Below are 14,957 nucleotides of genomic sequence, written 5' to 3' on the forward strand. Positions count from 1 at the left end.
CACCGGACATCAGGCGCTCGGCCACCACTCCGACGATGTTGAAGGAGAAAAGCTTACCACTGTGGCGGGTTAGCACGTCCGCCTTGCCAATCCACAGGGCGACGTGCCACCTGTCGCGACGAAAGCAATCCAATCGAGATTCGGGCCAGCACTCGTTTCGTCCCGCGTTGAGCCGCCGGGCCACGCCTCCAAGAGGCAAGGGGTGACAGCGCATGGCCCAATCTTTCCGTGATCTCTTCTCGAGCCTTACGAGTAGCATGACCGACAAGACCAATCGCGCCCGCAAACCCGACGCGTCCGACAACTACACGGCCGCTGACATCGAAGTGCTGGAAGGGCTCGAGCCTGTTCGGCGCCGGCCGGGCATGTACATCGGCGGCACGGACGAGAAGGCGCTGCATCACCTCTTCGCCGAAGTGATCGACAACTCCATGGACGAGGCCGTTGCCGGGCACGCGACCTGGATCGAGGTGCGCCTCGATGCGGACGGCTACCTATCGGTCGCCGACAACGGGCGCGGCATTCCCGTCGATCCGCATCCCAAATTCAAGAACAAGAGCGCGCTCGAAGTCATCATGTGCACGCTGCATGCGGGCGGCAAGTTCGAGGGCAAAGCCTACAACACCTCGGGCGGCCTGCACGGCGTCGGCGTCTCGGTCGTCAACGCGCTGTCGGACATTTGCGAAGTGGAAGTCGCGCGTGGCCAGCAGCTCTACCGCATGGTGTTTTCGCGCGGCGTTCCGCAGACCAAGCTCGAAAAGCTCGGCCCGGTGATGAACCGCCGCGGCACGAAAGTTCGCTTTCATCCGGATGAAGCGATTTTCGGCAAGGGCGCGCATTTCAAGCCGGCTCGCCTGTTCAAGATGGCGCGGTCGAAGGCCTATCTGTTCGGCGGCGTCGAGATCCGCTGGAGCTGCGATCCGTCGCTGATCAAGGACGACACCGCGCCGGAAGCGGTGTTCCATTTCCCGGGCGGCCTCAAAGACTATCTCGCCTCCGAAATCACCGGACAGACACTCGTCACCAAGGACCTGTTCGCCGGCAACGTCGAGCGCGAAGGCAAGCACGGCTCGGTCGAGTGGGCCGTCGCCTGGGTTTCCGACGAGGATGGCTTCTGCCGCTCTTACTGCAATACCATTCCGACCGGTGAAGGCGGCACGCACGAGAACGGCTTCCGTTCGGCGCTTTCGAAGAGCCTGCGTGAATTCGGCGAGCGCGTCGGCAACCGCAAGGCGGCGCAGATCACCGCCGACGACGTGATGGGGACGGCGGCCGCGATGCTGTCGGTTTTCATCCGCGAACCCGAATTCCAGGGCCAGACCAAGGACAAACTCGCGACACAGGAAGCGAGCCGCATCGTCGAATCCGCGGTCAAGGACGCCTTCGACCACTGGCTGACCGACAGCCCGCAGCAGGCGACGCGCCTCCTCGAATGGTCGATCGACCAGGCCGAGGAGCGCTTGAAGCGCAAGCGTGAGAAGGAAGTCGGCCGACAATCTGCAACGCGCAAGCTGCGCCTTCCCGGCAAGCTCGCGGACTGCTCGATCCAGCAGGCGGCCGGCACGGAAATCTTCATCGTCGAGGGCGACTCGGCCGGCGGCTCGGCCAAGAGCGCCCGGATGCGCGAGACGCAGGCGATCCTTCCCTTGCGCGGCAAGATCCTCAACGTCGCCAACGCGTCATCGGCGAAGCTCGCGCAGAACCAGCTGCTTGCCGATCTCATCCAGGCGCTCGGCGTCGGCACGGGGGCCAAGTATCGCGATGAAGACCTGCGCTACGAGCGCGTGATCGTCATGACGGACGCCGACGTGGACGGCGCGCACATCGCCTCGCTGCTGATCACGTTCTTTTACCAGGAGATGCCCGAGCTGATCGAGAACGGGCACTTGTTCCTGGCGGTGCCACCGCTCTACAAGCTCACGCACGGCGCGAAATCGTTCTATGCGACCACCGAGAAGCAGCGCGACGAAATCCTGAAAAAGGAGTTCGCGTCCAACGCGAAGGTCGAGATCAGCCGCTTCAAAGGTCTCGGCGAGATGAACGCGCAGCAGCTCAAAGAGACGACGATGGATCCGAAGAAGCGGATCCTGCTCAAGGTCGAGATCGGCGACGGCGATCGCACGATCATCGGCGAAGCGGTGAATGCGTTGATGGGTTCGAAGCCGGAGGCGCGCTTCCGCTTCATCCAGGACCGCGCCGCGTTCGCGAAGGATCTGGATATCTGACGCAGACTACGTCGGCGGCGTGCAGGCCCGTTCCACGAGCGACCCAAACGGCGGTTCCAAAGGCCTCCGCTTCCGGTGTCAGAAATCCTGCGAGAGGCCGGCACGGGCGAGGTAGGTGGTGTTGCCCTCGTCCTCGGGGATCGACGCCGTAACCGACGCGGTAACAGCGCCCTTGTCCCAGGCCGGCAGACGCAGACCTCCGCCGACCTCGAGCCACTCCTCCGTTGCGGCGATGCCGGGCACGGTCATCGGGAACCAGTGGCCGAGCGTGGCCGTGACGTCGGGGCTCTTGCCGCCGTCGAGGCGATGGCCCCAGGCGAGCGTCCCCCAGGCCCACGTATCGGGTTTGAACGTGTAGCGGGCATCGGCGCCGAAGCGCGCCGTCTCAGCCGTGCTCGTCATCTTCTCGAACGAGGCCGCGAACACACCTTCATCCTCGGTGTAAGCGTCGAGCGTGTTGCGCGAATAGGTGTAGGACGCGAACGGCGTCAGCTGCAGCGCGCCGAACTGCTCGGTCCAGCCGATACGAGCGATGGCACCGAAGCCGTCGCTCGATGAGCTGCCATTCGAGAAGCCCGGCCCGGCGCCGTTCCTATAGCCGCGCTCAATGTCGCCATCGAGGAACAGGCTGTTGAGGCCGGCGAGCCATTGCAGGCCGGTGTCCGGCACGCGTGCGACGAACGCCGAAAGCCCGCCACCGCGCATGTCCGCTTCGCCGTCGTAAATCATCTCGGTTTCGACCCGCGCAGCCGATGCCGCGAAGCCGACGACAATGTCGCGCGTGACATCGACCGTGATGCCGAGCGTGCCTGACGTGACCGGATCGGTGTCGTAAGCGCCGTAGGCGAAGACAGAGTACGGCGTCGAGCGCGAACCTTGTGAGGCGCGGGCCTGCGTGGCGTATTCCTGCATGGTCCCGAGCGTGCCGCCGATGGCGGCGTTGGCGGTGTGTCCAACAGCGGACTGACCTGCATAAGAACTGGCAAGCTGCTCCGGCGTGGTCAACCCAAGGCAGACCGCCGACTGGCAGCGCGCGATGTAGACTCGTTCAATCCCGTTCTGATCGAGGGCGCTTCCGACGATGATCGTGCCGTCGGCCGAAATACCGGTCGCGGTCTTCAGCTCCCAGCCGCCGATATCGATGTTCCTCGCCGCCAGCATGTCCGCTAATGACTGTATGCCCGTCGTCTCAGTCCAGCGGAAAGCCACCCGCGTTGAAGCGAACATCGTACTGCTGGAGCCAACGACCACTGAACCGTCGGCACTGACGGCCTCGGCGTAGGATATCTGATGGCCCGGGAGAAGACCGATATCCTGCATTCCCGCAGCCTGCGTCCAGCGAAACGCGTGCTGCTCAATCACGCCTCCAACCACACTCCAGGAGGCGCCGACAATCACGGACCCATCATCATTGACGGCATTTGCGTAACTTTCGCTGTCACCCGGGAGGAAACCGATGCCGCGCATGCCGGTGGCCTGTGTCCAATACATCGCTTGCTGGTCGGAGTGATTTATGCTCGACGTGCCGACGATGGTTAGCCCGTCAGCGGAAACATCCTGGGCAGTGCTGGTGTTGTCGCCGGGCAGAAAGCCGAGCCCCTCGACGCCGGTTGCTTGGGTCCACCTCACGGCTTGCGTGGTCGGACCGCTGGCATAGCCCGCCACGACACGTCCATCCCCGCTTACGGCCATTCCCATGCTGGTAAAATAACCATACAGCTGACCGCCGGGAGCGAAGGCCGAACCGGTGTGGAGATCAGTCAGAGCTCCGTCCGCATGGCGCACCATGTGCACTTCCCAACTGCCGATAACGCCACCGCCCACCCAGACGGAGCCGTCAAAGCTTATGTCTGTTATGATCGTGGAGCGGCTTGGCGTTAGAAGCGGTACCCAGGTGTAGGCCTCGTTCGAATAGGTCCAGCCCTGTGAGAGGGTGGCGCCGTCGTGGCTGTTGCTGAAAACAACGCTGCCGTCACCACTGATGCCGATGTCTGCGGTCCACTGTGGGCGGTAAGGATCGCTGCCGATTTGCTCGAAGCCGTCGGTGGCGCGCGCCGGGGACGGGAAGGCGAGCGCGACGGATGCCGTCGTGGCGAGTAGTGCTGCTTTCAGTGTCGAACTTGCCCGGATCACGCGTCCCCCGCGAAAAAGCGTCTGCCGCCTTCAGACGGGCGGGCCGAATCGAACAGTACTATCGTGTACGGATAAACAGATGTCGTCTCATTGCGCGCAATCTTTGGACGGGCGTCCTAGGCGGCAAATAATATTCAGTTGCGATTTGGTCTCACTTCCTTGTGGCCCGCGCAGCGCCTTGGGCTCGCTTTTGGCCTTGCCGGATCAATGCCGCGCATTGCACGGATGCTGATTCCGCCGGCCCACGAGCTGAAGCTCATAACGGGTCAGGAGCGGGAGGAAATCTCAGTCTTTGTCTGCTGCCGGGTTGCGGCCGAGAACGACGCGGGTGCGCGTCGTGATGGCGACCCGCACATCGTCGGGTTGCTCGGACACCGCGACGGTGATCGCGCGCAGCGAATGGCGCGTCTCGTGCAACTGATCGACGAGTCTCATGATGACGGGCAGGCTCTCCTGCTCGCACCCCATGCCGTAGTGGAGATCGCAGACGAGCGCGACACGCGCTTCGTCGAGTTCGTCGAACAGAAAACCGCTGGCGTCACGCTGGGGCGCGATCAGGCCCAGTTCGATCCAATGGTGCAGAACCTCTGCCTTGAGGCGCTTCATACGCGCGATGAGCTGCTGTTCGCTGATCATCATCGATCTCCGCGTTCTTGACGAGGATTCTGGGGGTGCTTCGCCTCCCAATCCGCCATGAAGGCGGCAAGCTCGTCGTCGGCATTCTCCGGCGGTACAATCTCAAGCTCGATCAAGTGATCGCCCCTGGCGCCGGCTTTGTCGCGCACGACGCCCTTCCCGCGCAGGCGCAGCGTCGTCTTGTTCTTGGCACCCTTGGGTACCTTCACGTCCACCGCGCCATCAACGGTTTCCGCCCGCACACGCGCGCCGTTCAGTGCTTCTCCGAGCGTGATCGGCACGACGGAATGGATATCGTGGCCGTCGCGGCGGAACGTACCATGCGGAAGAATGTGAACCTCGACGTAGGCGTCTCCGGATGGCTGGCCAGCAGCACCCGGCAATCCCTGGCCCTTGAGGCGAAGCACCTGCCCTTCACGAAAGCCAGCCGGGATCTCGATGTCGAGCGTCTTGCCGTCCGGCATCGCCACGGTCTTGCGGGCGCCGTTCACGGCATCGAGAAAGTCGACCGGTAGCGTGTAGCGGACGTCGGCTCCGGGTCCTGTGCCGCCCGGTCTACCGCCGCGAAAGTGCTGCTCCCCCCGATTGCGGAACAGATCGGCGAACAAATCCTCCGCGTCGAACGCGCTCTCGGCGCTGGATTGAGGACCGGCTTGCGGACGCCGCCCATAGCGCATGTTGGGATCGGCCTCTGCGTACTCGCGATAGAAGCGGCGCTCGGGCATTTCAGCGCCGCTCTCGTCGATCTCGCCGGCGTCGAACCGCTTGCGCTTATCAGGATCGCCGAGAATGTCGTTGGCCGCTGAAATTTCCTTGAACCGCCGCTCGGCCTCGGTATTGCCCGGGTTCAAATCGGGATGCGTTTCCTTGGCGAGCTTTCGATAGGCTTTGCGGATATCGTCCTGTGAGGCGTTCTTTTCGACACCCAACACCTTGTACGGGTCTGCCATGGCGGCCTCGTTCTTGCCGTGCCTGGCTGAAATACTAGCCTCTTTGCGCATAAACACGCACGCGGGAGCGTCGTGGAACGGTAAATGAGCTGCTGCTTTGGCGGGCAAAGCCCTATCTTCGGGCCACCTGCGCGGCTTGTCCTTGACTTCGATCCGCAAACATGGTGGCCGAAAGGCGAGATCCAACCAACTTGACACTCCGGGTTGAAATCGCACGCCATGGCAACGGACAATACGCAGAACCGACCTAAAGGTGCAGGGAAAGACGACCGCGACCTGGTCGTGCGCGTGCGTCACATGCATCGGCGCGACCTCAACCGCGTATGGGAATTCCTGAAGCTGGTGTTTCGCGACGTCAACCGCGAGACGGTCGAATACCAGCGGCCGCGATCCAAGAAGCGCTTTCTCGAAATCTACGAGGAAGAGGGTGTCGAGCAGCTGGTGTTCGAAACCAGTGTCGAGGGCAAGCAGCAGCTCGTCGGCTACGCGGAGTATGCCTATGAGATCGTGGGATCCGACAGCTGGATGAACCACCGCTACTTCGAGAAGCGGGACATGCGGCCGCTCTTCGTCGACGAAATCGCGGTGCATCCCGACTATCACGGGATGGGCATCGCCTCGTACATGTTCGAGCAGATCGAGCACGCGGCGCGACTGCGCGGCTGCACGCACATCGTGCTGGAGGTTGCCGAGAACAACGAGGAGGCGCTGCGCTTCTACCGCAACCGCAACTTCCAAAAGCTCGATGCAGCGATTTTCCTGTCGCGCAAGCTCGAGACGGGCGGCGATCTCTTGACGCCACGCACGCTCAAAAGGCGCTCGCGAAGCAAGTGAGCGGCAGCGCGCCGGGGCTCGCGACCTCGCGCCAAGCGGCCGGATCGGCCTTCACTCAACTGTGCAAGCCGGGCGCCTCGTAGCCGTTGCGGGCGACATATTCCGTATAACCGCCGCCGTAGGTATGGATGCCCTCCGGCGTCAACTCCAGGACGCGATTGGAGAGCGCGGCCAGGAAGTGGCGGTCGTGCGAAACGAACAGCATGGCGCCTTCGTAATCGCTCAGCGCCTTGATCAGCATTTCCTTGGTCGCGAGATCCAAGTGGTTGGTCGGCTCGTCGAGCACCAGGAAGTTCGGCGGATCGAACAGCATCTGAGCCATCACGAGACGCGCCTTCTCGCCGCCCGAAAGCACACGGCAGCGCTTCTCGACGTCATCGCCCGAGAAACCGAAGCAGCCGGCCAGCGCCCGCAGCGAGCCCTGCCCTGCCTGAGGAAATGAGTCCTCCAGCGACTGGAACACCGTGCGCTCGCCTTCCAGAATGTCCATGGCGTGCTGGGCGAAGTAGCCCATCTTGACGCTGGCACCGAGCGAGACGGTGCCGTCATCGGGTGTAGTTGCGCCGGCGATAAGCTTCAGAAGCGTCGACTTGCCGGCGCCGTTGACGCCCATCACGCACCAGCGCTCCTTGCGGCGTACCTGGAAATCGAGGCCTTCGTAGATCGGCCGGCTGCCGTAGCTCTTGTGTACGTTCTTGAGGCTCGCGACGTCCTCGCCGGAGCGGGGCGCGGACGGGAATTCGAACACGATGGTCTGGCGGCGCTTCGGCGGCTCGACGCGCTCGATCTTCTCCAGGTTCTTGACGCGGCTCTGCACCTGGGCCGCGTGCGAGGCGCGGGCCTTGAAGCGCTCTATGAAGCGCAGCTCCTTGGCGAGCATCGCCTGCTGGCGGTCGAACTGGGCCTGCTGCTGCTTCTCGGCGAGCGCGCGCTGCTCGACATAGAATTCGTAGCCGCCGGAATAGGTCGTCAGCGTACCGCCGTCGATCTCGACGATCCTCTTGACGATGCGGTCCATGAACTCGCGATCGTGCGACGTCATCAGCAATGCGCCTTCGTAGCCCTTCAGGAACTCTTCGAGCCAGATCAGGCTTTCGAGGTCCAAATGGTTGCTTGGCTCGTCGAGCAGCATCACGTCGGGACGCATGAGGAGAATGCGGGCCAAAGCCACGCGCATCTTCCAGCCGCCGGACAACGCGCCGACATCGCCGTCCATCATCTCCTGGCTGAAGGCGAGCCCGGCCAAAACCTCGCGAGCCCGGCCCTCGAGCGCGTAGCCGCCCAGTTCCTCGAAGCGGCCCTGTACCTCGCCGTAGCGGGCGATGATGTCTTCCATCTCGTCGGCACGATCGGGGTCGGCCATGGCGGCCTCGAGCTCCGCCAGCTCGGCTGCAACCTCGCTCACCGGCCCGGCACCGTCCATCACCTCGGAGACGGCACTGCGGCCCGACATCTCGCCGACGTCCTGGCTGAAATAGCCGATGGTGATGCCGCGATCGGTCGACACCTGGCCCTCGTCGGGTTGCTCCTGGCCGGTAATCAGTCGGAAGAGCGTCGTCTTTCCGGCGCCGTTCGGGCCGACGAGGCCGACCTTCTCGCCCTTGTTCAGCGCCGCTGACGCCTCGATGAAGACGATCTGGTGGCCGTTCTGCTTGCTGATGTTGTCGAGGCGGATCATAGGCGTGGCTATCTCGGCGCGGTGCTGGATCGAATGCGCCGGTCTTATGCCACAAGTGGGCCTATGGGAAAGCGCGTTCGTTGCCGCGCTCTGCCGCACATCGGCCCTTCCTGACCGGGTGCAACACGACATATCTCCGACGTTTTCGGACGCTCTTCTTTACCCGGCGCCCAGTTTTCCGGAAGCATTCTAAGGGAACGTTAGAGGCTTTTCGGGTATTGTTGCGGGCGCGGGACGCAATGAAGGCACTCTTTTCGGCGATGGCGACAGGAATGGCCATAAAACGAAGAGAAGAACCCATCCCGGCCCTCTCGGCGGGCCTATCACACGTGATGATGACGGGACTTATCCTGTTCGCCGCGTTCCCCGGCGCGCGTCCGCTCGACCAAGTGCAGCGCTATCCTGCCATTAAAGTTGCTCATACGCACGAGGCGTCCGACACTTCGGCCTCTGATGGCACCGGTTCCGCGACACCTCCAACCCAGGCCGTGACTGCCGAGCCGGTCAAGGAGGAATGGCCGGAGGCGGACGTCGCGCAGGCACGCGAACAATGCATGCATCTGCTTTCCAGCGTTGCCGTCGAATTCGAAATGCTCGAGCCGGTCAAAAAAGGCGAGTGCGGACTTCCGGCCCCCATCCTTCTCAAAAGCGTCGGATCGGCGCCCGAGGTCGTGTTCGATCCACCAGTTCAGGTGAACTGCCCGATGGCCGTTGCGCTCGGCAAATGGGTGAAGTCGACGCTGCAGCCCACGGCGGAAGCGCGCTTCAAATCCCAGGTCGTGCGCGTCGTCGGCTCTTACGGCTATTCGTGCCGCAACATCTACAATCTTCCCAACGCAAAGCTCAGCCAGCATGCGCTGGCCAACGCGATCGATATCGGCGGCTTCGCTCTCGAAAACGGGCGGACCATCAGAGTTCTCCGGGGCTGGGGACTGACGGAGCGGGACATCATCGCCCAGGCCAAAGCCAAGGCGAAGGCACAAGCCGAGGCGAAAGCCAAAGCGAAGGCCGGCGGAAAGGGCAAGACGGAAATCGCGCAGAAGGACGTCAAGGAAGAGCCAGCCGGCGACAAAGGCGAAGCCGACGGAGCGCGCGTCAAGAAGGCCGGCGCTGCGGTGACTCAAGCCTCTCTCTCGCTTCCCTCGGCGAAGCTGCCGAAAGGAAAGAAAGACGTGCCGCAAACCGACGCGGCGGCGGCGCAACCCGCGGATCCTCAGAAACCAACCAAAGAGGCGCTGTTCCTACGGGCCATTCACGAGGGCGCCTGCAAAGAGTTCGGGACGGTGCTGGGCCCGGAGGCCAACGACCCGCACCGCAACCACTTCCACCTGGACCTCATTCCGCGCCGCGGCCGCGGCTATTGCGAATGACAGCTGGGTGAACCGGCGAGTTTCGCTGACCTGGACGACGGCGGCTGGCTAGCTAGCCCTGGCGGCGCTTGCGGGCCCAATAGATCGCGAACACGGCAATCCAGAACAAGAGCGCGGCGACGTCCATCAACGTCGACAGTTCGCGCAAGCCCCGGTGCCACGGCTGATCCGGTGGGCCCACCAGCGTCAGCACGCTCGCGATCACGCCGATTAAAAGGCAAAGCCCCACACCGACCCAAGCAATTCTTACGGCGCGCCTCGTCATGGGCAAAGGGCCTCCCGGCAGGTTCTCCAGAACGACGTCAGACGGCATAAGTTTATCACAATCGGGCCGCCGGCGGAATCATCCTGGACCGCATGTCTCTCTCCTCGGTGGCGAAGTCCGGGCCTTGGCGGCGAAGTCCGGGCGCCTACGGAATGTTTGGCTAAGATCCGGCAAGAACGCCCTACCCAATCTATCCGCAGTTAGCGCGCGTGCCCGGTCCGGAGCCTTGTTCCGCCCCAAATCCGCCTGCTCAAATCTCGACACACTCAGTGCTGCGATAGAGCAGAGCGTTGAGACCAAGTCGGGAGCACATATGTCGGACATCGGGCAATCGGCAGGACGGGTCGCACGCAGCCCGGCGTTCAAGTTCTTCCTGATTTCCTTCCTGGTTCTGCTGCTGCTGCTGCCGCTCGTCATGGTGTTCGCACTGGTGTCCGACCGCGAAAGCCGATCCAGCTCGGTGATGGCCGACATCGCGCGGACGTGGGGCGGGGTTCAGACGCTGACCGGCCCCTTCCTGGTCGTGCCTTACGTGGTGCGCATCGAGACACGGGACGGCGACAAGATCATCCAGCAGACGCAAGAGCGGCGCGCGGTGTTTTTGCCGGAAGAACTCGCGATCACGGGCAACGGAAAGTCGAACGTGCTCAAGCGGTCGATTTTCGATGTCAACGTGTACACGGCGTCGCTCGCGGTCGACGGGCGCTTCGGCGTGCTCGACGTGCTCGGTCTCGATCCGAATGCCGTTTCGGTTCGTTGGAAGGACGCCATCTTCGCGCTCGCGCTCTCCGACGTCGCCGGGCTCAAGGAAGCGGCCACGCTCAACATCAACGGTCAGGATGCGCTGCCGTTCGCACCCAGCCTCGGCGTGCCGGGAAGCTACATGACCGGCATTCATGCGAAACTCGCGGGCGCTTCCTCCGCACTCGAAGGCGATACGGCGCCGAAAGCCTTCAGCTTCCATGCCGACCTGGTGTTCTCGGGCTCCTCGTCGCTGTCGTTCACTCCTGCCGCGCGCGAAACGCGCGTCGCGCTGACCTCCGATTGGCCACACCCGAGCTTCATGGGCGCGTTCCTGCCGGTCGAGCGCGAGGTTTCGGAAAAGGGCTTCTCGGCGAACTGGCGCGTGCCGCACCTCGCGCGTAGCGTGCCGAACGCGTGGACGATCACGGACGCCGGCGTCGACCGGTTCATGAACTATCAGTTCGGCGTAACTTTCTATCAGCCGGTCGATTTCTACGGCCTCGTCAACCGCGCGCTGAAGTACGGCCTTCTGTTCCTCGCCGTCGGGTTCATGGGCGTGTTCGTGTTGGAGCTCATCTCGAACAAGCGCGTGCATCCGGTGCAGTATCTGTTCGTCGGCCTCGCGATGGTTTTTTTCTACGTGCTGCTGCTGTCGCTAGCCGAGCATCTCGGCTTCACCAAGGCCTACTTCATCGCCTCGCTCGCGACCGGCGGCATGCTCTCGCTCTATGTCAGCAAGGCTCTCGACAGCCTGCGCAGCGGGCTCTTGATGGCCGCGCTGTTCGCGCTGCTCTACGGGCTTCTCTATCTGATCCTGCGGCTCGAGGACTATGCGCTGCTCGCGGGGGCGATCTTCGGGTTTGCCGCGCTCACCGCCGTCATGTTCACGACGCTCCGGATCGATTGGTCGGGACTCACAGGGCCTATCCGCGAGACGGCGCATCGGAAGCGTGACGCGGAGGGCGACGTGGTATGATCCCGCCGCTGGCAACACACGATTCGCGGCTCTGAGAAGGCCGATTGCGGACGACCTGCCATCCAAGGACGGAAGCATCGGCGTGCTGCCAGCTTGGGGAATTTTGCAGGGAGACTTTCATGAACTTAAAAGCACTTTCCGCCGAGTTCATCGGCACATTCATGCTTACAGGCTCTGTTCTCGGCGCCGCGTTCTATTCGTTCGGCGCTCCCTCGGGCGCCGCGGGTATTCTCGGCGTCGCGTTGTCGATCGGCATTACCGTGATGGTACTTGCGCGCTCGATCGGACATATCTCGGGCGGGCATTACAATCCTGCCGTCACCTTGGGTCTGGTTGCGGGCGGCCGATTCCCGATCGGCGATGCCGTGCCCTATATCGTGGCGCAGAGCCTCGGCGCGATTGCCGCCACAGCGGTTTTCGCAGTGATCGGCAATGCGCCGGCTTCCTACGCCGCAAACGGATACGGCGATCTTTCGATGATCAAAGCCGGCCTCGGCAGCGTGTTTCTGATCGAAGCCCTGCTGACGGCGTTCTTCCTGATCGTCATCATGGGATCGACACGGGCTTCGGCTCCGGCCGGGTTTGCGCCTCTTTCCATCGGCCTTACGCTGACCGCGATCCATCTGATGTCGATCCCGGTCTCGAACACCTCGGTCAACCCGGCGCGCAGCCTCGGACCCGCCCTTTTCGCGGGTGGCGAGTATCTGGGCCAGGTCTGGCTGTTCTGGGTGGCTCCAATCCTCGGCGCGGTGGTTGGCGCGATCATCTACCGCTGGCTCGACGAGTAGTCCGCGACCTATTCCGGGTGCGATTTCAAATGCTTTAGAAAAGTGTCATTAATCAGCGGCCGCCGTGCAAACGGCGGCCGTTTTCTTTCTGTCTTACATGACGAATTCTGTGTGCGACTTTTCTGCACCTCAAAAGTCCCTGTTTTTTCTTGATTTTTATAGGTGCGTATGCCAGCAAAGCGTTGGCTCGAGCGCAGGGGCTTCGATCTCATTTGTCCCTTTTCGAGCCCCAATTCTTGTATTTGCCCGCTTGCGGCATTTGCCATTCCCCTGCGCTCTCGTCGTCTTGAAGCTGCGCCCGGAGACCGTCTTTGGTCGTTTTTCCGGCTGTGTGCGCTTGGGGCCTTGAGATCGTTCTATGGAGACGTAGTTTTTTGGAAACGAAGACGTTCGCTGAGCTCGGTCTCAGCCCAAAGGTGCAGGCTGCCATCACGGCCGCCGGCTATGCCAATCCAACTCCCATTCAGGTGGCAGCCATTCCGGTGGCAGTGACGGGCCGTGATGTGCTCGGCATCGCGCAGACCGGAACTGGTAAAACGGCTTCGTTCGTGCTGCCGATGATCACGCGGCTCGAAACCGGACGCGCACGGGCACGGATGCCGCGCTCGCTGATCCTGGCGCCAACGCGCGAGCTTGCCGCACAGGTCGCGCAGAGCTTCGAGAAATACGGCGTCAATCACAAGCTCGACGTGGCGCTGCTGATCGGCGGCGTCTCGATGGACGAGCAGGTCCGCAAGCTCGATCGCGGCGTCGACGTGCTGATCGCGACGCCGGGGCGCCTGCTCGATCATTTCGGGCGCGGGCGCATCATGCTGATGGGCGTCGACATCCTGGTCATCGACGAAGCCGATCGCATGCTCGACATGGGCTTCATTCCCGACATCGAGAAAATCTGCAACCTGCTGCCGCCGCGCCGTCAGACGCTGTTCTTCTCGGCAACGATGCCGCCGGAGATCACGCGCCTCGTCAGCCAGTTCCTGCGCGATCCCGAACGGATCGAAGTCGCGCGCCCGGCCACCACGGCCAAGACCATCACGCAGAGCTTCCGGTTCGCGCCCGACGGCGAGGATTGGGTCAAGCGCGAATTGCTGCGCGATATGATCCGCTCCGAAAACGTGAAAAACGCGATCATCTTCTGCAATCGCAAACGGGACGTCGCAATTCTTCTGAAATCTCTCCTGAAGCACGGCTTCAATGCCGGCGCGCTGCACGGCGACATGGACCAGAAGAGCCGCATGGAAACGCTGGACAAGTTCCGCAGCGGCGACATCAGCCTCCTGGCAGCAAGCGACGTCGCTGCGCGCGGCCTCGACATCCCCGAAGTCTCCCACGTCTTCAATTTCGATCTGCCCTGGCAGTCCGACGACTATGTGCACCGGATCGGGCGCACCGGGCGCGCGGGGCGCGAAGGAACGGCGCAGTCGATCGTCACCTCTGACGATCTGAAATCGTTCAAGGACATCGAGAAGATCATCGGCGAGGTGGCCGTCTGGATCGGTGAGCCCCCCTCCGAACAGGACTTCGCGGATGCCGGAAAACGCCGCCGCGGACGCGGTGGGCGAGGCGCACGCCCTGGCGCCCAGCGCGAAAGCGGACGGAGCGAGAGCGGGCGCAGCGAAGGCGGCCGTCACGAAAGCCGCAAGCCGGAAGGCCGCAGCCACGAGGGACGGAGCGAAGGACGCTCCGGCTCTCCCGAACGCCGCGACCGGCGCGCAGCAGCGCCGCCGCCGGGGACCGGCGAGCAGCCGGTTATCGGCGCGGATGCGAAGCCGCCGCGCCAGCCGCGCGAAGAGGGACGCGGCCAAAAGCGCGCCGACGAACCGCGCGCGCCTCAGCAGCCCAAGGCACCGCGGGAGGCCAAGGCACCGCGTGCAGGCACGACGAAGCCCGACGTTCGACGCGATCGCGATGACCACGCGCCGGAGCCGGCTCCCCGCGCCAAGCCGCGCCCCGCCGCGGATGCCAACTCGAAGGCGGCCGTCAGTGCGTTCGCCGGCAACGTCCCGGCTTTCCTCAGGAAACCGCCGCGGCCCGTCAAAGCGGCCGGCGAATAGCTGGGGGCGGAAGCGATCGGGGCAGCGCCCCGATCCCGTCTACCGAAATCAGATCGATGCTTTGCAGATCCCGAAACGCGCCCTTCTTTGTTTGAAGGGCGCGTTTCTTTCTGTTGCAGTGCTCCCGATCAGACCGACTTCGACATGCGCGCAATCTCTCGACGCATTCTCTCGGCGCCGTAGAGCGTTACGCGCGCGATGTCCGCGAAAATCTTGAACACGCCCCGCTAACCGCGCCGCCGCAACGCACAACAGCGAGTCAAGCGATTCTTGCGCCGCAGCATCAGCGAACTGTGGATAGCGT

The 14,957-nt window shown here is 63.3% G+C and carries 11 protein-coding genes; 6 read left to right on the plus strand and 5 right to left on the minus strand.

The features are described 5' to 3' along the window. Window positions 1-212: 212 nt before the first annotated feature. Window positions 213-2,225, plus strand: coding sequence for a DNA topoisomerase IV subunit B (parE, locus tag RCO24_RS03630; protein ID WP_374990908.1), 2,013 nt, complete (start codon window positions 213-215; stop codon window positions 2,223-2,225). A 78-nt stretch (window positions 2,226-2,303) separates the two neighbouring features. Here parE and RCO24_RS03635 read toward each other — a convergent pair whose 3' ends face one another. The 3 genes from RCO24_RS03635 to RCO24_RS03645 all read right to left on the minus strand — a co-directional run bounded on the left by RCO24_RS03635 (window position 2,304) and on the right by RCO24_RS03645 (window position 5,944). Beyond that, on the minus strand, window positions 2,304-4,358 hold the full coding sequence (locus tag RCO24_RS03635) for an autotransporter domain-containing protein (RefSeq protein WP_308960036.1): 2,055 nt from the start codon (window positions 4,356-4,358) through the stop codon (window positions 2,304-2,306). A gap of 285 nt (window positions 4,359-4,643) precedes the next feature. Continuing rightward, window positions 4,644-4,994 carry a transcriptional regulator gene (locus RCO24_RS03640; RefSeq protein ID WP_308960037.1) on the minus strand — a complete coding sequence of 117 codons (351 nt, stop codon included), beginning with the start codon at window positions 4,992-4,994 and terminating at the stop codon, window positions 4,644-4,646. Beyond that, window positions 4,994-5,944, minus strand: a complete 951-nt coding sequence (locus tag RCO24_RS03645; RefSeq protein ID WP_308960038.1) for a J domain-containing protein — start codon at window positions 5,942-5,944, stop codon at window positions 4,994-4,996. Before RCO24_RS03645 ends, RCO24_RS03640 begins: the two co-directional genes overlap by 1 nt. Window positions 5,945-6,163: 219 nt before the next feature. Between RCO24_RS03645 and RCO24_RS03650 the strand changes: the two genes are divergently transcribed. Beyond that, window positions 6,164-6,778 carry an N-acetyltransferase gene (locus tag RCO24_RS03650; protein ID WP_308960039.1) on the plus strand — a complete coding sequence of 205 codons (615 nt, stop codon included), beginning with the start codon at window positions 6,164-6,166 and terminating at the stop codon, window positions 6,776-6,778. A gap of 55 nt (window positions 6,779-6,833) precedes the next feature. Here RCO24_RS03650 and RCO24_RS03655 read toward each other — a convergent pair whose 3' ends face one another. Continuing rightward, on the minus strand, window positions 6,834-8,456 hold the full coding sequence (locus RCO24_RS03655; RefSeq protein WP_308960040.1) for an ABC-F family ATP-binding cassette domain-containing protein: 1,623 nt from the start codon (window positions 8,454-8,456) through the stop codon (window positions 6,834-6,836). Window positions 8,457-8,728: 272 nt separating this feature from the next. Here RCO24_RS03655 and RCO24_RS03660 point away from each other — a divergent pair, with 272 nt between their 5' ends. Next, window positions 8,729-9,826, plus strand: a complete 1,098-nt coding sequence (locus RCO24_RS03660) for an extensin family protein (RefSeq protein ID WP_308960041.1) — start codon at window positions 8,729-8,731, stop codon at window positions 9,824-9,826. A gap of 52 nt (window positions 9,827-9,878) precedes the next feature. Here RCO24_RS03660 and RCO24_RS03665 read toward each other — a convergent pair whose 3' ends face one another. Next, the gene (locus RCO24_RS03665) at window positions 9,879-10,091 is read right to left on the minus strand and encodes a hypothetical protein (protein ID WP_308960042.1); all 213 of its coding nucleotides are present in this window, start codon (window positions 10,089-10,091) and stop codon (window positions 9,879-9,881) included. Window positions 10,092-10,404: 313 nt separating this feature from the next. Here RCO24_RS03665 and creD point away from each other — a divergent pair, with 313 nt between their 5' ends. The 3 genes from creD to RCO24_RS03680 all read left to right on the plus strand — a co-directional run bounded on the left by creD (window position 10,405) and on the right by RCO24_RS03680 (window position 14,653). Next, entirely contained in the window at window positions 10,405-11,811 is a 1,407-nt protein-coding gene (gene creD, locus RCO24_RS03670; RefSeq protein WP_308960043.1) for a cell envelope integrity protein CreD, read from the plus strand. Between the two features lie 119 nt (window positions 11,812-11,930). Further along, entirely contained in the window at window positions 11,931-12,599 is a 669-nt protein-coding gene (locus RCO24_RS03675; RefSeq protein WP_308960044.1) for an aquaporin, read from the plus strand. A gap of 374 nt (window positions 12,600-12,973) precedes the next feature. Beyond that, window positions 12,974-14,653, plus strand: a complete 1,680-nt coding sequence (locus RCO24_RS03680) for a DEAD/DEAH box helicase (RefSeq protein WP_308960045.1) — start codon at window positions 12,974-12,976, stop codon at window positions 14,651-14,653. The last annotated feature ends 304 nt before the right edge of the window (window positions 14,654-14,957 follow it).

It is taken from the genome of Hyphomicrobium sp. LHD-15, from assembly GCF_031157355.1.
Classification (GTDB): domain Bacteria; phylum Pseudomonadota; class Alphaproteobacteria; order Rhizobiales; family Hyphomicrobiaceae; genus Hyphomicrobium_C.